This window comes from Helicobacter pylori, assembly GCF_030323545.1.
GTDB classification, from domain to species: domain Bacteria; phylum Campylobacterota; class Campylobacteria; order Campylobacterales; family Helicobacteraceae; genus Helicobacter; species Helicobacter pylori_CO.
Window position 1 is genome coordinate 1 of the sequence record NZ_CP122954.1, and the last position, 18,533, is coordinate 18,533.

An 18,533-nucleotide genomic window follows, 5' to 3' on the forward strand; every position below is an offset into this window, starting at 1 on the left:
ATGGATACCAACAACAATATTGAAAAAGAAATCTTGGCGCTAATCAAACAAGAAGTTAGCCTCATAGAGTATGAAAATTGCTTGAGCCAACTCAAATACAACCCTAACGCGAGCAAGAGCGATATCGCCTTTTTTTATGCCCCTAACATGCTCTTATGCAATTGGATTACGGCCAAACACGGCGCGTTGCTTAAAAAAATTTTAAGCCAGAATAAAGTCGGCATGCATTTAGCCCATAGCGTGGATGTGCGTATTGAAGTAGCGCCTAAAATCCAAATTAGCACCCAAGCTAATATCAATTACAAAGCCATAAAAACGAGCGTCAAAGACTCTTACACTTTTGAAAATTTTGTCGTAGGCTCATGCAATAACACCGTTTATGAAATCGCTAAAAAAGTCGCCCAAAGCGATACCCCCCCTTATAACCCGGTGCTTTTTTATGGCGGCACAGGGTTAGGCAAAACGCACATCTTAAACGCTATCGGCAACCATGCTCTAGAAAAGCGTAAAAAAGTCGTGTTAGTCACTTCAGAAGATTTTTTGACAGACTTCCTGAAACATTTAGACAACAAAGCCATGGACTCTTTTAAAAAAAAATACCGCCATTGCGACTTTTTCTTGTTAGATGACGCTCAATTTTTGCAAGGAAAACCCAAGCTAGAAGAAGAATTTTTCCACACTTTTAACGATTTGCACGCCAACAGCAAACAAATCGTATTGATTTCAGACCGATCGCCTAAAAATATCGCCGGCTTAGAAGATCGCTTAAAATCGCGCTTTGAATGGGGGATAACCGCTAAAGTCATGCCCCCTGATTTAGAAACCAAACTTTCCATTGTCAAACAAAAATGCCAACTCAATAAAATCACTTTGCCTGAAGAAGTGATGGAATACATCGCCCAACACATCAGCGACAACATCCGCCAAATGGAAGGCGCGATCATTAAAATCAGCGTGAACGCGAACTTAATGAACACTACCATTGATTTGAACCTCGCTAAAACCGTTTTAGAAGATTTGCAAAAAGATCATGCTGAAGGCTCAAGCTTGGAAAATATCTTGCTCGCTGTCGCACAAAGCTTAAATCTCAAATCCAGTGAAATCAAGGTCTCTTCGCGCCAAAAAAATGTCGCTCTAGCGAGAAAATTAGTCGTGTATTTCGCCAGGCTTTATACCCCTAACCCCACGCTCTCGCTCGCTCAATTTTTGGATTTAAAGGATCATTCAAGCATTTCTAAAATGTATTCTAGCGTTAAAAAAATGCTTGAAGAAGAAAAAAGCCCTTTTATCCTAAGCCTTAGAGAAGAAATCAAAAACCGCTTAACCGAATTGAACGACAAAAAAACCGCTTTCAATTCAAGTGAATGAAAAAAGGCTCATCAAAAAGCGTTTCATTCACTTTTTTTCAAATCCCACAACCCCCTTAAAAACGCGCGCCTCTAAAGCTTTTTAATTTTTCATTCCATCCATTCACGCCCCTACTACTGTTACTAATTATTATTAATCAAAGTGTTACCTATTTATAACTTATTGATAACTTTTACTAAACCTTTTTTTAAGATATAATCCAAAAATCCAAAATAAAAAGGAACAAGCATGAAAAAAACCCTTTGTCTGTCTTTCTTTCTGACTTTCTCTAACCCTCTTCAAGCCCTTGTGATCGAGCTTTTAGAAGAGATCAAAACTTCGCCGCATAAAGGCACTTTTAAGGCTAAAGTCCTTGATTCTAAAGAACCAAGACAAGTTTTAGGCGTTTATAATATCTCCCCACACAAAAAACTCACGCTCACTATCACCCACATGTCCACTGCAATTGTCTATCAACCCCTTGATGAAAAACTTTCTTTAGAAACGACCTTAAACCCTAACCGCCCTACTATCCCTAGAAACACCCAGATTGTTTTTTCTTCAAAAGAATTGAAAGAGTCACACCCGCACCAAATGCCTTCTTTAAACGCACCCATGCAAAAACCACAAAACAAACCCCATTCATCGCAACAACCTCCTCAAAACTTTTCTTACCCAGAGCCCAAACTAGGCTCTAAAAACTCTAAAAACAGCCTTTTACAGCCTTTAGCAACTCCTAGCAAAACAAGCCCCACTAATGAAGTTAAAACGCCAACAAACGACACTAAACCCCCTTTAAAGCATTCTTCAGAAGATCAAGAAAACAACCTCTTCATAGCACCACCCACTGAAAAAACGCTCCCTAACAACGCTCCTAACGCTAATATTAATGAACACAATGAAAGCAATAAGAATAGGGATAATGTGGAAAAACAAGCCGTTAGAGATCCTAATATCAAAGAATTTGCATGTGGGAAGTGGGTCTATGATGATGAAAATTTACAAGCCTACCGCCCAAGCATTTTAAAACGCGTTGATGAAGACAAACAGACTGCGACAGACATTACCCCTTGCGACTACAGCAACGCTGAAAATAAAAGCGGTAAAATCACTACCCCCTATTCTAAAATCTCTGTTCATAAAACAGAGCCTTTAGAAGAGCCACAAACTTTTGAAGCTAAAAACAATTTTACCATTCTCCAAGCCAGAAGCTCTACAGAAAAATGCAAAAGGGCTAGAGCAAGAAAAGACGGCACGATTAGGCAATGCTATCTGATAGAAGAGCCTTTAAAACAAGCGTGGGAGAGTGAGTATGAAATCACCACGCAATTAGTAAAAGCCATTTATGAGCGCCCCAAACAAGACAATCAAACAGAGCCAACTTTCTATGAAACCAGCGAATTGGCTTATTCTTCCACACGAAAAAGCGAAATAACGCATAATGAATTGAATTTGAATGAAAAGTTCATGGAATTTGTGGAAGTGTATGAGGGGCATTATTTAAACGATATAGTCAAAGAAAGCAGTGAATACAAAGAATGGGTTAAAAACCATGTGCGCTTTAAAGAAGGGGTGTGCATGGCTTTAGAAATAGAAGAACAACCACGAGCTAAAAGCACGCCTTTGAGTATTGAAAACTCTCGTGTTGTGTGTGTCAAAAAGGGGAATTATTTATTCAACGAAGTTTAAGATGGTGGCTTGAGGCGGAATCGAACCACCGACACGAAGATTTTCAGTCTTCTGCTCTACCGACTGAGCTATCAAGCCAAGCAAAAGACAATTATTACATAAAAAAGGTAAAATAAAGCTTAATTTTTAAAAAAATGACTAAAAAGATATAATTCACTCAAAAGGGAACAAGGATTAAAATGAAATTGATTTCATGGAATGTGAACGGGTTAAGAGCTTGCATGACTAAGGGCTTTATGGATTTTTTCAATAGCGTAAATGCGGATGTTTTTTGCATTCAAGAATCTAAAATGCAGCAAGAACAAAACACCTTTGAATTTAAGGGGTATTTTGATTTTTGGAATTGCGCGATTAAAAAGGGCTATTCTGGGGTGGTAACTTTCACTAAAAAAGAGCCTTTGAGCGTGAGCTATGGTATCAATATGGAAGAGCATGACAAAGAAGGGCGCGTAGTAACTTGCGAATTTGAGTCGTTTTATTTAGTGAATGTTTATACCCCTAATTCCCAACAAGCCCTATCCAGGCTTAGTTATCGCATGAGTTGGGAAGTGGAATTTAAGAAATTTTTAAAAACTTTAGAGTTAAAAAAACCGGTCATTGTATGCGGGGATTTGAATGTGGCTCACAATGAAATTGATTTAGAAAACCCCAAAACCAACCGAAAAAACGCGGGCTTTAGCGATGAAGAGAGAGGGAAATTCAGCGAGCTTTTGAACGCTGGCTTTATTGACACTTTCCGTTATTTTTACCCCAACAAAGAAAAGGCTTACACCTGGTGGAGTTACATGCAACAAGCAAGGGATAAAAACATTGGTTGGCGCATTGATTATTTTTTATGCTCTAACCCTTTAAAAACGCGCTTAAAAGACGCTTTAATCTATAAAGATATTTTAGGGAGCGATCATTGCCCGGTGGGGTTGGAATTAGTTTAAAGATAGAAAGTGTGCGAGATAAAGACAGAAAAAAGCCTTACAAAGGGTGAGTCGTATTCAAAAGCAAAGGGCCATTTGACTCCCACCTCAATACTAGCGTCATGGTGGAATAGCACGGTTTGGAATTTAAACCCCACTAAACCCAACATCCTGAAATTGGAAGTTTTGAGCGAAAACCCTTGAATGCTGCGCCAATCGTCAATGATAAAATTCGCGCTGTGCTTAGAAATCGTCCATGTGTTTTCAGCAACTTGCATGCCATAAAAAAGGGAAAAAACATACAAGGGGTTTTTATTGTATTCCACGATCAAATCCCCCCCAAAGCCATAAGTGAACATGTTCGCTTGAGCGCCCGTTCTTTTATTGAGTATGACATTCCCATAATCCATAAAAAAGTAATAGCGGGAATAAAACCAATAATTAGTGGGGTTAATCTCCCAGCCTAAAGAAAAGCTCGCCCCTTCAATCGTGCGTTTAAGATCGTTGTATTTTTTCATGATCATTTTCCCTACCTGATATTGAGAAGCCACATAAAAACGGCTTTTGGCTTGCATAATGGTGGGGTTTAAAAAATAAACGCTTAAAAATAAGGGGATTACTTTTTTAAATAAATCCTTTGAAAAAAATTTCACACTTTAATACTTCCTGTTGAGTGGGGAGCTGAGATTGTCTTGGTGGTTAGTGGCTCGTTGCAAAACATTGTTCGTTCTTTTTTGCGAAGGATCAGCGTTTTCTTCATTATTGATTTCATCAATTTTATTTTCGTTATTGATCAAATCATTCACTTCTTTGGTGGCTTTTTCATCTTCTTCTTCATGCTCAATTTTTCTTATATCATTATTCGCTTGATTGATTGGATTGTTTTTAGTGGTTTTGGTGTTGTTTTGGTGCGATTGAGACGATTTTTTAGGCTCGTCCTTGCATGCGCTAAACAGGCTTAAAACAAAAGAGATAGCGATAAAATGAGTGATTTTAGATTTCATCAATTAAATTTCCTTAAGTCAATGTATAATTTGACTATCTTATCATAAAAATGATTAAGGATTGGCTAGGGTAAGAACAAATTGCAAGAAACAGAGAACTTATTAAAAACATTGGATGTGAAATCGCTTTTAGAAGCCTTGCTTGTTTATACGCCCAAAGGCTATAAAGATTTGAATTTATTAGAACATTTTGAACTGGGCTTGAGCGGCGTTTTAGAAGTGGGTATTTTAGATAAAAGAAACTACGCCAAAGTTTTAAAGATTTTTGCCTATTCCAAACGATTTTACAAAAATTTAGAGCTTGTTTTTTTCAATTACAGCGCGTTCCATCACAGCCAGTTTAAAACCGGCGAGAGTTTGTTCATTTATGGTAAATTAGAGCAAAGTTCTTTTAATCAAGCTTATATCATTAACACGCCTAAAATCCTTACCGAATTTGGCAAGATTTCTTTAATTTTTAAAAAAGTTAAAAATCATAAAAAAATACAAGAAAATTTACAAAAACTCATTTCACTAGAAAATTTAAAAAAGGAAGGCGTTAAAGAGAATATCGCGCATTTATTGTTAGAAATCTTTTTCCCCACGCCGCATTTTGTCAAGGATTTTGAAACGAATAAAAATTTCCCTTCGCAACATTTAAATGCATTAAAATACATTGAAATGCTTTTTTATATGAAAAATTTAGATCGCAAGAAATTGCAATTTGGCGCTAAAATCGCATGCCCCAATAACAGCGAACGCTTGAAAGCGTTTATCGCTTCTTTACCCTTTAAACTCACGCGCGATCAACAAAACGCCATTAAAGAAATCCAAAACGATCTCACTAGCCCCATAGCGTGCAAGCGTTTGATTATAGGCGATGTGGGGTGCGGGAAAACAATGGTGATTTTAGCGAGCATGGTATTAGCTTACCCTAATAAAACCCTTTTAATGGCACCCACTTCCATTCTCGCTAAACAGCTTTATAACGAAGCCTTAAAATTTTTACCCCCTTATTTTGAAGTGGAATTGCTGCTCGGCGGAAGCCACAAGAAGCGATCCAATCATTTGTTTGAAACAATCACGCATGTTATCATCGGCACGCAAGCGTTGTTGTTTGATAAGCGCGATTTAGATGAATTCGCACTAGTAATCACTGATGAACAGCATAGATTTGGCACCAAGCAGCGCTACCAATTAGAAAAAATGGCAAGCAGTAAGGGTAATAAACCCCATTCCTTGCAATTTTCCGCTACCCCCATTCCTCGCACTCTGGCTTTAGCCAAAAGCACGTTTGTGAAAACGACCATGATTAGAGAAATCCCTTACCCTAAAGAAATTGAAACTCTAGTCTTGCATAAAAGAGATTTTAAAATAGTGATGGAAAAAATCAGCGAAGAAATCGCTAAAAACCATCAAGTCATTGTCGTTTATCCGCTAGTGAATGAAAGCGAAAAAATCCCGTATTTATCGCTCAGTGAGGGGGCGAGTTTTTGGCAAAAACGCTTTAAAAAGGTTTATACCACTTCAGGGCAAGATAAAAATAAAGAGGAAGTGATTGAAGAATTCAGAGAGTCCGGGAGCATTCTTTTAGCGACTACGCTCATTGAGGTGGGCATTTCTTTACCACGATTGAGCGTGATGGTGATCTTAGCGCCCGAAAGGTTAGGCTTAGCGACTTTACACCAGTTAAGGGGGCGCGTGTCTCGTAACGGCTTGAAAGGCTATTGTTTTTTATGCACGATCCAAGAAGAAAACGAACGATTGGAAAAATTTGCTGATGAATTGGACGGCTTTAAAATCGCTGAATTGGATTTAGAATACAGAAAAAGCGGGGATTTACTTCAGGGTGGGGAGCAGAGCGGGAATAGTTTTGAATACATTGATTTAGCCAAAGATGAAAGCATTATCGCTGAAGTGAAACAGGATTTTTTAAAGGCCGCTAGCGTTTCACATGGAACATTTGAAAATTGAAAATTAAGGTGGAATTGGGTAATTTAAATCATTTAAAATAAAGGATAGCAATGCAAAATAAAGAAGTTTGTGAAGAAAAAAGCGTTAATGAAAAAAATTTAGAAATTTTTAATCGTTATTTTCCCGGTTGCTTGAGTGTGGAAAATGATAACAAGCTCACGCTGGATGTGGGAAGATTGAAAGCGTTACTAGGGGATTTTAGCGAGATAAAAGAAGAGGGCTATGGGTTGGATTTTGTGGGTAAGAAAATCGCCTTAAATCAAGCTTTTAAGAAAAACAATAAGATTTTAAAGCCCTTAAACGAATCCACTAGCAAGCACATTCTCATCAAGGGCGATAATTTAGACGCTCTCAAAATCTTAAAACAAAGTTATAGCGAAAAAATCAAAATGATTTACATTGATCCGCCTTACAACACGAAAAACGATAACTTTATCTATAGCGATGATTTCTCGCAATCCAATGAAGAGACTTTAAAACAATTGGATTATTCTAAAGAAAAGCTGGATTATATCAAGAATCTTTTTGGGTCAAAATGCCATAGCGGGTGGCTTAGTTTCATGTATCCTAGATTGCTACTCGCTAAAGATTTGCTCAAACAAGACGGCGTGATTTTTATCAGCATTGACGATAACGAATGCGCGAATTTAAAAATCTTGTGCGATGAAATTTTTGGGGAGGATAATTTTGTTGGAGATTTTATCCGTAAAACAAAATCCACAACCAATGATGCAAAAATCGGATTAAATTACCAGCATGAGTTTTTACTTTGCTATGCTAAAGATAAAGAATTTGTCAATCTCTTGGGCGGAGAAAAGAATTTAGAAAATTACAAAAACCCTGATAACGACCCTAATGGAGCGTGGGTTGGTGCTGATCCTAGTGCAAAAAGCGGGAATGTAAAAACAGGATATTTTGGGGTTACTAACCCTTATACAAATAAAGTGGATTATCCGCCTAAAGGAATGTTTTGGCGTTTTTCTCAAAATACTTTACAAAAACACATTAACGAAGGGCGGATTTGTTTTAAAAAAGAATATAAGGAAAATGAAAGAGGCTTCATTTACAAACGCTATTTAAAGGATTTAAAAACCACAAAAAAGACTTTTGATAGTTTAATTTTTAGCGATAATTGTTACATGAACCAAACCGCAACGAAAGAGCTTTTAAGTTTGGGGATGGGAGAATATTTCACTTATCCAAAGGGTGTGGATTTTATGGTTAAGATTGTAGAACATGCTACCGAAAAAGGCGACATCATCTTAGATTTTTTTGCCGGGAGCGGGACAACCGCGCATGCCGTGCTAGAGAGTAATAAGAGCGATTATCAAAAATTAAGTGAGGGGGGGGGGGTTATTTAATGGCTTGAACGCCACATTTAAAGAAAGGCGCTTCATTCTCGTCCAGTTAGATGAAAAAATTGACCCCAAGAAAAACAAAAGCGCGCATGATTTTTGTTTAAACACCTTAAAATCACCCTCTCCAAGCATTTTTGACATTACCGAAGAAAGGATTAAAAGAGCGGGGGCTAAAATCAAAGAAGCTTGTCCGTATTTAGATGTGGGGTTTAGAGCGTTTGAAATCATTGATGATGAAACGAGCGATAAAAATCTTGGTGGAGCCACTCAAAAGGATTTATTCGCTTATTCTAACCCCAAAAAAAAAGAAACTCAAACGATTTTAATCAAGCTTTTAGGCTGCGAGGGTTTGGAACTCACTACCCCTATAACTTGCTTGGTTGAAAACGCCTTGTATCTGGCTTTAAATACGGCTTTCATTGTGGGGGATATAGAAATGAGCGGAATTTTAGAAAACTTGAAAGATAAAGGGGTGGAAAAAATTAGCATGTATATGCCAGCTATCAGTAACGATAGGCTGTGTTTGGAATTGGGCAGTAATTTGTTTGATTTGAAATTAGAGAGCGGCGATTTAAAGATTAGGGGGTAGAGGTGAAAATCAAATTCAAACGATTGGATTATCAAGAAAAATGCTTGAATCAAATTTTAGGGGTGTTTAAAGGGATTTATTTGAGAGAGCCAGAAAATGACGCTCAAAGGATTTTTAACCCTGTTTTTGAAATAGGGGAACTCAAAGATCTTTTATTAGAAAATATCCAAAACTTGCGATCGAAACAAAAAATAACCCAGGGAAGCGTGGGGATTGACAAGTCGTTAAACTGCGATATTTTAATGGAAACAGGCACAGGGAAGACCTTTTGCTTTTTGGAATGCGTTTATGCCTTGCACAAAAACTACCATTTGTCAAAATTCATCGTTTTAGTGCCAAGCAACGCTATTAAATTAGGGGTTTTAAAGAGTATTGAAATCACCAGAGAATTTTTTAAAAGCGAGTATTCTAACACGCATTTAGAAAGCTATGAAGATGTAGAAAGATTCATTCTAGCGAGCAACCATAAATGCTGCGTGTTGGTGATGACTTTTTCTGCCTTTAATAAAGAGAAAAACACTATCAATCAATCATGCTTAGAGAACACGAATCTGTTCAATGGCGCAAAAAGTTACATGCAAGCTTTAGCGAGTATGCGCCCGGTAGTGATCATGGACGAACCGCACCGATTTTTAGGCGATAAAACAAAAAAATATTTGGAACAATTAAACGCTTTAATCACGCTCAGGTTTGGAGCGACTTTTAAAGACGATTATAATAATTTGATTTACGCGCTAGACAGCAAAAAAGCGTTTGATTGCGCCCTAGTGAAAAGCATTAGCGTGGCGTCTGTGGGGGAGAGTCAAGAGTATTTTTTAGAGCTTAAAGAGGTTAGCAAAAAACAAAATGAATATGAGGCTACGATTAGCTACACGAATTTAGAAAATAAAACTAAAAGCGTCAAAGTCAAAAAGCACGATAATTTAGGTGCACTAACTCAAATTGGCGCTTTAGAAGATTATATTGTAGAAAATATCACTAAAACTGAGGTTCGTTTTCTCAATGGCTTTAATTTGTTACTGGATCAAAAAGAGCCTTTTTCTCATCTTTTAGAGGGCGAGCAAGAAATGATGCTGAAAGAAGCGATAAAAAGCCATTTTGAAAGAGAAGAAGGGCTTTTTAAAAAGGGGATTAAAGCCTTGTTCATGGTGTTTATTAGCGGGGTGAATAGCTATTTAAGCGAGAATGAAAAGCCGGCCAAATTAGCCCTTTTATTTGAAAAACTCTACCAGCAAAAGCTTGAAGAAGTCTTAAAAAAAGAAAATTTAGACGACAATTACAGAGCGTATTTAGAGCGCACCAAAGACGCTATTTACAAAGTGCATGGAGGGTATTTTGCTAAAAGCAAGAAAGAGAGCGATGAAGCCCAAGTGATCGCGCTCATTTTAAAAGAAAAAGAAAAATTGCTGAGTTTTGAATCCGATCTCAGGTTTATTTTTTCGCAATGGGCGTTGCAAGAGGGGTGGGATAACCCTAATGTGATGACGATTTGCAAATTAGCCCCTAGCCATTCCAATATCACTAAATTGCAACAAATCGGTAGGGGGTTAAGGCTCGCTGTGAATGATAAGGGCGAACGCATCACTAAAGAGCATGCCGATTTTGATTTTGTCAATGAATTGGTGGTGATCGTGCCGCAAGTTGAGGGGGATTTTGTGGGAGCGATCCAGCAAGAGATAAGCGAACATAGCTTGATTAAACAAGTATTTAGCGGTGAAGAGTTAGAAAAAAGCGGCATTGTTAAAAAAGGGTATTACGGGGCTTTATTGGAAACATTAGAGGGTTTTGGTTTTGGAGAAAAAACAGATGATGAAAACTTTAAACTCACTCTCAATCAAAACGAATTTTTAGAAAAAGAGCCAGAACTGGAAAAATTAAAAGATGAAAAATACCTGGATCTTGAAAAATTAAAAGATTTTTTAAAAAATCGTTTAGTGGGCCATTTTAGAGTGAGGAGCAAAAACGAGCGAAAGAGTGAAAAAATCAAAATCAATAAAGAAAATTTTAAGAAATTTGAAACCTTATGGGAGGGTTTGAATCATCAAGCCCGGATCGCTTATGCCATTGATAGCGAGAGCTTGATTGATGAGATTGTCAAAAAAATCGATTCTTCTTTTAATGTCAAGTCAAAAATCGTTTCGGTTACGACTCATAAAAAAGTAGAAACTATGGGAAATAACGCTAAAACAGAGATTTTTGAGCAAAAAAGCGCATGCGTGTGGAGTCTGCATGAATTTATCAGCGCCTTGTCCAATAAGGTGAAATTGAGTTTTAAAAGCGTGGCTAAAGTGTTAGAAAAAATTGATGAAAACAAGTTTGAGCTCATCAAAAAAAACGAACAAGAGAGCTTAAAGCGATTAGAAGAGCTGTTTTTGGAAATTATTTATCAAAATATTAAAGATAAAATTTCCTATCAAATGCGCGAAACGACGATTAAAAACAGAAAAAACGATGCGTTTTATGATGAAAAAGGAGAAATCAGAGAGTTTTTAGACGGGGGATTGGTGGGGGATAAATACGAGATTAAAAATTCAAGCGCTCAAGAAAAATGCCTGTATGAAAATTTCATGCAAGTGGAAAGCGAGATTGAAAAAGACACGATTGAAGAATCTAACGACACTAAAATCATTGTTTTTGGCAAGCTCCCTAGGGTTAAGATCCCGATAGGGTTCAATCAAACTTATAGCCCTGATTTTGGGTATGTGGTTGAAAACAACGATAAAAAAGTGTTGTTAGTGGTAGAAACTAAGGGGGTTGAAAATGAAAGCGAATTGCGCGAAGAAGAGTGGCGGAAAATTTCAACCGCTAAGAAATTTTTTGAAGCTTTAAAAAAGCAAGGCGTGAACATTGAATACAAAACCAAGTTGAATAAAGATCAATTAAGCACGTTGATCAATGAGGTTTTAAATCGTAAAGATTAGAGTTATTTTAATGTTTCACATGGAACAATTTTAAAGAAAAGCGTTTTATTTAAAATTCATGCCGCTTTTGTTATAATCGTCTTTATCCCATTTCAAAGCATTGAAAAGCATTACACTTATAAAAGCGTGGCATTTAAAAACGCTTTTATAAACAACGATAAACTTTTAAAGCATGTGTTTTTAAGCGATGTAAGGAATTAACATGGATTATAAAAAATTAGATTTACCCAACACAAACTACCCAAATAAAGAGCAACTGAAAGCTTTTGAAACCGCTTTTGACGCCTTTTTAGAAACCAACCCACAAGAAAATGAAAATCACCAAAACGACGCTTTTAATGATTTATTGAAAGGTGTTTTTAAATACAAGGTTAAGCCCACCAAAAGAATAGACAGCGCTATTCTTAATGAAAATAACGAAGTGGAAGTGATCATTGAATTTAAAGCCCTTAAAAACCCCAACGAATTTATTAAAAAGGGTGATTTGAATGTTAAAGCCTTGCATGAAAGCCTTTTCTATTATCTCATAGAAAGAAAAAATGGTAATAATAACCTTAAGCATCTTATCTTAGCCACTATTAAAGAGCTTTATATCATTGATGCGAACGAATTTGAGGTTTTTAATAGAGATAAAGAAATTGAAAACGCCTTTAAAGATTGCTACGATAGAAAGGGTAATGATACAAGCACAAAAGCGTTTTATGATGTTTGCCAAAAGCGCCTTAATGAACTTGATCATTCTTTGAAATACCACTATATCCCTCTCAAAAAAGAAAATTTAGCCCTAATCTATCAAGTCCTAAGCCCTAATTTTTTGCTCAAAATTCCAAAATATTCTGACGCTAACACGCTTAACAAAGATTTTTATGAAGAATTGCTTTACATTTTAGGGTTAGAAGAGCAAAATGACAAAGGGAAAATTTTAATCAAGCCTAGCCGCACCAAAAATTCCCTAAGCGATGCTTTAAGAGAGAAATACAAAAATTTAGACGATGAAGAAGTCATGGCGTTACTCATCGCTTGGAATAACCGCATCTTGTTTTTACGGCTTTTAGAAAGCCTTTTAATTTCTTTCAAGCATTTTGAAAAACCTTTCTTAACCACAGAACACTTTAACGATTTCAACGACCTAAACACCCTCTTTTTTGAAGTCCTAGCCAAGAAAAATAACGAGCGTTTCAAAGAAATTAAAGAAGACAAGATTTTAGAAAAAATCCCTTATTTGAATTCCAGTTTGTTTGATGAAACGCCTTTGGAATTAAAGGTGTATGAAATCAAACTTTTAGACAATAAAAAGCTAGAAATCTATAAAAATTCCGTTCTCAAAAAACATGAAGATTATCAAAAAGAAAAAGATTTGCCCTTGCTGGAATACCTTTTTGCATTTTTGCGCGTTTATGATTTCACCACCACCCCTAAAGACATTAAAGATAATACAAATACCAGCGAAAGCCGTTTGATCAACCCTGCCGTTTTAGGGCTTGTTTTTGAAAAACTCAACGGCTATAAAGAGGGAGCTTTTTATACCCCAAGCTTCATTACAAGCTACATGTGCAAAGAGAGTATCAGCCAAATTGTGTTGGATAAATTCAATCAAAAATACAATATAGAGTGTGAAAAATTAGAAGAATTAAAAAATTATCTCAAAAATGATAGCTATAAAGAGGATAAACGCAAAGAATATCTGCAATTCCTTCTCACTTTACGCATTTGCGATCCGGCGGTGGGGAGCGGGCATTTCTTGGTTTCTGCGCTCAATGAAATGGTGTGGATTGCTTACAAGCTAGGGCTTATTGCTTCCTTGCATCGCTACGATCTTAAATTAGAAAACGATGAAATCATCATTCACTACACGCCAACGGGTGAAATCTTTAACTACACCAAACCGCATAGCGAAAACGACCCCCACCACCAAATCCAAAAAGAACTTTTTGAGCTTAAAAAAGACATCATTGAAAACTGCCTTTTTGGCGTGGATATTAACCCCAATTCTTGCGAAATCACCAAGCTCAGGCTATGGATAGAGCTTTTAAAATACAGCTATTACATTTTTAAAGAGGGTAAGAACACTAATGCGCTTGAAACCCTCCCCAACATTGATATTAACATCAAGTGCGCTAACAGCTTGATCTCACGCTTTAATTTGAATGATGATCTCAAAAAGATCCCCAATATCAAGAAAAAAATCCAAGAATATAAAGATCTAGTCGCCCAATACAAAGACCCAAACCCTTTCTATCCCTTAAATAAGCAAGATCTTATCAACAAAATCCAAGACTTAAAAAACACTTTTTCCCTCACACTCAAAGACCCTAAAACCAAAGCAGAGCTTGAAAAGGCTATTGAAAAACACATCAAAAAATACAATTTCTTTGCCCTAGACGATAAGAGTTTGCTAGATGGGTTAAATTACTTTATCCTAAGCCTTTTTGGCACGCTTAAACTAAGCCACAAAGAAGAGGAAGAGGCTTTTGCTTCTTATGGGCGTATTAGAGCTTTAAGAAAAAAGCTTGATGATGCCTTAAGTGGTGGAGAGTATCAAAATGCGTTTGAATGGCGCTTTGAATTCCCTGAAGTTTTAAATGATGAGGGGGATTTTTTAGGCTTTGATTGCATCATTGGCAACCCGCCTTATATCCGCCAAGAACACATCAAAGACATAAAGCCTTTATTAGAAAAGCAATACCAAGATTTCTACAACAGCACCGCTGACCTTTACACCTACTTTTTTGCCCTATCTTACAATCTTTTAAAAGAAAAGGGGTTTAACGCTTTCATCACTTCCAACAAATACGCGCGCGCCAAATACGGCGCTAAATTAAGAGAATTGCTACTCAAAAAAAACCACTATTGTCAGTTACATGGAATTGAACGCCTTAAAAGTCTTTGAGAGTGCCACCGTGGATACCAGTATTGTGAGTTTCATCAAACAGCCACCCCCCAAAGAGAGCGTTTTTAAATATTACGAACCCACCCCAAACGATGGAAACGATTTGAAAAGCGCCCATTCTCTACCCATGAGACAAAACGCGCTTTCAACAGAAAGCTTTATTTTTGCCAACCCCACGCTTTTAGATTTGAGGGACAAAATAGAGAGTATCGGCACCCCGCTTAAAGACTGGGACATTCAAATCTATCGTGGCATTTTAACCGGTTGTAACGAAGCCTTTATCATTCCCACTGAAAAAAGAGACGCCATTTTGAACGCTTGCAAGACGCAAGAAGAAAGGGAGCGCACAGAAGTGCTTATTAAGCCCATTTTGAGAGGGAAAGACATTAAAAGGTATTCTTATGAGTGGGCGGATTTGTGGGTTATCAACACCCATAACGGCTACACTTCTGCCCTCAAATCTAAAATCCCTCCCATTGATATAGAAAAAACCCCCGCAACAAAAGCGCATTTAGACTCTTATTATGATATTATTGCCACACGATGCGATCAAGGAGACACCCCCTATCACTTAAGGAATTGCGCGTATTTAGAGGATTTTGAAAAAGAGAAAATTGTGTATCCAGAGACTTCACAGGGGGCGTATTTTAAATATGAAAACAGTGGAATATTTTTAGAAAAAACTGCATTTATGATTGTTAGTGATGCTCATAATCTTAAGCTTTTGACTGCTTTACTCAATTCTAAACTGATTACATTCTATTTTAAAAATTTTTGCGGAGGTTGTATTTTAGGCAAAAGTGGTTATCAATACAATAAGCATGCTTTAGAAAAAATACCCATTCCTAAAATCACGCCGCAAAACCAAGAATTAGCCCGTAAAATCACCGATGGCGCAGAGCAAATCCTAGCGCTAAAAGAAAAAGACCCTAAAGCCAACACCTTAGAATCAGAAAAAGAAATTGACGCCTTAGTCTATCAGCTCTATAATCTCACCGATGAAGAAATTAAGATCATTGAAGACGGGCAGTGAATAAAAAGCGCTTTACCTTAAAGGAAACCCCTTAAATAGGGGAAACCTTTGGCTTAATGGGTTTTTTTAACAACGATTTTAACCCTATACTTAAAAAAAGGTATTTTTAAGTATAATACAACCAAAGGCTTTTTACCATGTTTTTTGGACATAGTAATCCTTTGAAGGTAATTTACCCCCTAATCTCTAGCAAAAAAACTAGGGGGTGAGCATGATTTTATCCTAATCTTACAAAAACGATTTTGATAAAAGCTACAAACCGCTGATTTAAAATTGCATCAAAAAACTTTCTTCCAAATTTTTGAAATTTAGTTAAAAGCTTTTTAGAGATTGGATTTTAGACACCCTTAACTCTTAAACAAAGACTCTAAAGCTTCTACCCCCACTTTTGGCGTTTCTTTTTCGCTTTCATTTTCTGCGTTTTCTTTGACGCTAGGAATGGTTTCAAACTCTATGTGATAGCCTGTAAGCATGGACGCTAAACACACATTCACCCCGCCTTTACCGATAGCCTTAGATTTTTCAATGTCTAACAAGCGCACTTTAGCCTTTTGCAAATGGTTATTGACAATAAAACGCTCTTGAATGGACTCTTTTTCTTCAGTGCTCAATTCTTCTATAGGGATTTTTTTAATTTCAACGCTTAAAATTTTGGCTGGAGCGAGCGCGAGGGTGATGTAAATTTCAGGCACATTAGAATACTCTATGCAATCAATGTTTTCTTTATTCAATTCGTTACTGATCGCATTGATGCGCACGCCCTTAACCCCCACAGCCGCGCCTATGGGGTCAATCCTAGCGTTATGGGAAAAAAAGCTCACTTTCGCTCTGTTGCCTGGGATTCGCACGCAATGGATGATTTCAATTTCTTTATCTTTAATTTCAGGGACTTCTAATTCCAACAAGGCTTCAAGCATTTTAGGGGTGGTGCGGCTCAGCTCTAATAGTAAGCCTTTTTTCGTGCGTTTGACTTGCGTTAAAACCGCTTTAATGCTATCGCCCACTTTAAAACTCTCGCCCTTGATGCGATGGCGCATGGAAAGAACGCCCTGAAATTGCTGCTCAATCTCAATAAAGGTGTTTTGATTGTGATCCACTAAAATCACTTGCCCCATTAAAACGCTGTTAAGACGCTTTTGAAACGCTTCAAAGTGGCTGTCTTCTAACGCTTTTTCTAACTGGTATTGCAAATCTTTAAAAAGGCGGTTGATCGCTCCTTGCTTCATGCTCTCCAAACTCAAGCTGTAAGACAATTCGTCTTTAATCTTAACGCTTGGATCCATTTCTTTGGCTTTAGACAAGCTGATGTATTTAGAAGGGTCGTTAATCAATCTTTCATCATCATCTTCTAAAACTTCTACCAACTGGATAAGCTGGAACTGCTTGTTCTCTTCAACCACCAAGTAGCGTGCTAGGGGGTCTAACTCGTTTTGCGCCATTTTTAACAAACAGCCTTGAATCACTTTTGAAATCATCTCTTTAGGCAAATTTTTTTCATACGCAATGCATTCTATAAGATCGCTGATTTTTTCCATTCTTAAGTTCCTTTAAATTGATGTTCTATCGTTCTCTATCATTCTCTATCGTTTTGTGGGGGATATGGTGCGTTTAAAAGAAATTTTATTATAGCGAATTTTTAAGCTTTATTAAGGATTTCTTCTAAAACCAGAGCGATTTTTTCAAAATCTTTCTCATTCAAGCTAAAGACTTCAAAGCACACAAATTCGCATGAAATTCTTGTAATAACGCCTTTTTGGAAAAGCTTTAAATAAAGTTTCTCACCATTTAAAGCGTGGGTGTTTTTAGGCTGGATTTTCACGCAAAAGGATTCTAATTCCCTACCAAACAAATTCCCTATTTTAGAAAAGCTAGAGGCTATGCTCACGTTCAATTCTAAAGGCTTTAAAAGGGCGTAGAGTTTCAAGGCTTTTTGTAATAATGCGTCTTTAGTTTGGTTTAATAACGCGCAAATTGTGATTTCTTCTTGATGATTCACCCATGCTTTTAGGCTGCAAAAAAGCAAGGTGAGCGTGATCTTATCCGCTCTCAAGGCTCTATAAAGGGGGTGGTTTTTTAACATTTCAACCCGTTCTTTTTGCCCCATAATAATGCCGGCTTGAACGCTGTTAAAGCATTTATCCGTGCTAAAGCTTAAAAGCGATGGTTTTAGAGCTAAAATTTCTTCTAAAGCCGTTCTATTTAATAAATCCACATCCCCTAAATTGTAATAATCAATCAAACCATGCTCTTTAGCCAGGGCTTGCAAATCTTTAAAAGGCGTGTCTTTTTGAAAAGCGGGGTTGTGGGTTTTAAAGAGCATTTTGCTGTTTTCATTCAAGGCTAAGCGGTAATCCCTTAAATAAGCGCGATTAATATTCCCCACTAAATGCAACCTAGCCCCACTACTTAATAAAATATCTTTAAGGTTAAAATTCCCCCCCACTAATTCGCCATACGAAACAATGATTTCTTTTTCTTGCGCTAAAGTGTTGGCGATGAGGAATATCGCGCTGGTGTTGTTATTCACAATCAAAATTTCTTCAGTGTTAAAACACGCTTTAAAAAGCTTTTTTAAAGGGGTTAAGCGGTTCTTTTTTTTAGCGGTGTTTAAATCGCATTCTAAATCAATGGGATGGGTTAAAACTTCTTTTAAATAAGGTTCAATTCTTTCATAAAATGGCGCACTAAAAAATGATCGCCCATGGTTTTCATCAAAAACGCTCGCACTCGCATTGATGATTTTTTGATAAGGATTTTTCAAAAGATCCGGGGTTATTGGGAGCGTTTCTTCAGCCATAATGAGCGCGTTTGATTCCTTTTTTAAGTTAAAATAAAGCG

General features: G+C 37.0%; 13 protein-coding genes and 1 tRNA gene. 9 read left to right on the forward strand and 5 right to left on the reverse strand.

Annotated elements, in window-relative coordinates; genetic code table 11:
• Both dnaA and QAP06_RS00010 read left to right on the forward strand, forming a co-directional pair.
• On the forward strand, window positions 1–1,368 hold the full coding sequence (dnaA, locus tag QAP06_RS00005) for a chromosomal replication initiator protein DnaA (protein ID WP_286465711.1): 1,368 nt from the start codon (window positions 1–3) through the stop codon (window positions 1,366–1,368).
• A 228-nt stretch (window positions 1,369–1,596) separates the two neighbouring features.
• On the forward strand, window positions 1,597–3,036 hold the full coding sequence (locus tag QAP06_RS00010; protein ID WP_286465712.1) for a competence protein: 1,440 nt from the start codon (window positions 1,597–1,599) through the stop codon (window positions 3,034–3,036).
• 2 nt (window positions 3,037–3,038) lie between these two features.
• Here the strand turns inward: QAP06_RS00010 and QAP06_RS00015 are convergent.
• A tRNA-Phe gene (locus QAP06_RS00015) sits at window positions 3,039–3,114 on the reverse strand.
• Between the two features lie 101 nt (window positions 3,115–3,215).
• On the opposite strand from QAP06_RS00015, the gene QAP06_RS00020 reads away from it, so the two are divergent.
• Window positions 3,216–3,968 carry an exodeoxyribonuclease III gene (locus QAP06_RS00020; RefSeq protein WP_108335067.1) on the forward strand — a complete coding sequence of 251 codons (753 nt, stop codon included), beginning with the start codon at window positions 3,216–3,218 and terminating at the stop codon, window positions 3,966–3,968.
• On the opposite strand, the gene QAP06_RS00025 is transcribed toward QAP06_RS00020, so the two are convergent.
• Together QAP06_RS00025 and QAP06_RS00030 are read right to left on the reverse strand one after the other, a co-directional pair.
• A complete protein-coding gene (locus QAP06_RS00025) occupies window positions 3,965–4,600 on the reverse strand; it encodes an outer membrane protein (RefSeq protein WP_050829552.1) in 636 nt (211 codons plus the stop codon). The genes QAP06_RS00020 and QAP06_RS00025 overlap by 4 nt on opposite strands.
• 3 nt (window positions 4,601–4,603) lie before the next feature.
• The gene (locus QAP06_RS00030; RefSeq protein ID WP_000837034.1) at window positions 4,604–4,951 is read right to left on the reverse strand and encodes a hypothetical protein; all 348 of its coding nucleotides are present in this window, start codon (window positions 4,949–4,951) and stop codon (window positions 4,604–4,606) included.
• An 81-nt stretch (window positions 4,952–5,032) separates the two neighbouring features.
• Between QAP06_RS00030 and recG the strand changes: the two genes are divergently transcribed.
• The 6 genes from recG (at window position 5,033) to QAP06_RS07770 (ending at window position 15,695) form a co-directional block, all read left to right on the forward strand.
• Window positions 5,033–6,904, forward strand: a complete 1,872-nt coding sequence (gene recG / locus QAP06_RS00035; protein ID WP_286465715.1) for an ATP-dependent DNA helicase RecG — start codon at window positions 5,033–5,035, stop codon at window positions 6,902–6,904.
• A 50-nt stretch (window positions 6,905–6,954) separates the two neighbouring features.
• A complete protein-coding gene (locus QAP06_RS00040) occupies window positions 6,955–8,265 on the forward strand; it encodes a site-specific DNA-methyltransferase (protein ID WP_286465716.1) in 1,311 nt (436 codons plus the stop codon).
• Between the two features lie 4 nt (window positions 8,266–8,269).
• Window positions 8,270–8,851 carry a site-specific DNA-methyltransferase gene (locus QAP06_RS00045; RefSeq protein ID WP_286465717.1) on the forward strand — a complete coding sequence of 194 codons (582 nt, stop codon included), beginning with the start codon at window positions 8,270–8,272 and terminating at the stop codon, window positions 8,849–8,851.
• Window positions 8,852–8,853: 2 nt separating this feature from the next.
• Entirely contained in the window at window positions 8,854–11,772 is a 2,919-nt protein-coding gene (locus tag QAP06_RS00050; protein WP_286465719.1) for a type III restriction-modification system endonuclease, read from the forward strand.
• 202 nt (window positions 11,773–11,974) lie between these two features.
• On the forward strand, window positions 11,975–14,662 hold the full coding sequence (locus QAP06_RS00055; protein ID WP_434059342.1) for a type IIG restriction enzyme/methyltransferase: 2,688 nt from the start codon (window positions 11,975–11,977) through the stop codon (window positions 14,660–14,662).
• A gap of 127 nt (window positions 14,663–14,789) precedes the next feature.
• Entirely contained in the window at window positions 14,790–15,695 is a 906-nt protein-coding gene (locus tag QAP06_RS07770; protein WP_434059345.1) for a TaqI-like C-terminal specificity domain-containing protein, read from the forward strand.
• 347 nt (window positions 15,696–16,042) lie between these two features.
• On the opposite strand, the gene nusA is transcribed toward QAP06_RS07770, so the two are convergent.
• Together nusA and QAP06_RS00065 are read right to left on the reverse strand one after the other, a co-directional pair.
• On the reverse strand, window positions 16,043–17,230 hold the full coding sequence (gene nusA / locus QAP06_RS00060) for a transcription termination factor NusA (RefSeq protein ID WP_286465720.1): 1,188 nt from the start codon (window positions 17,228–17,230) through the stop codon (window positions 16,043–16,045).
• A gap of 101 nt (window positions 17,231–17,331) precedes the next feature.
• Window positions 17,332–18,492 (reverse strand): aminotransferase class V-fold PLP-dependent enzyme, encoded by a 1,161-nt coding sequence (locus QAP06_RS00065; protein ID WP_286465721.1) that lies wholly within the window; start codon window positions 18,490–18,492, stop codon window positions 17,332–17,334.
• Window positions 18,493–18,533: the final 41 nt, after the last annotated feature.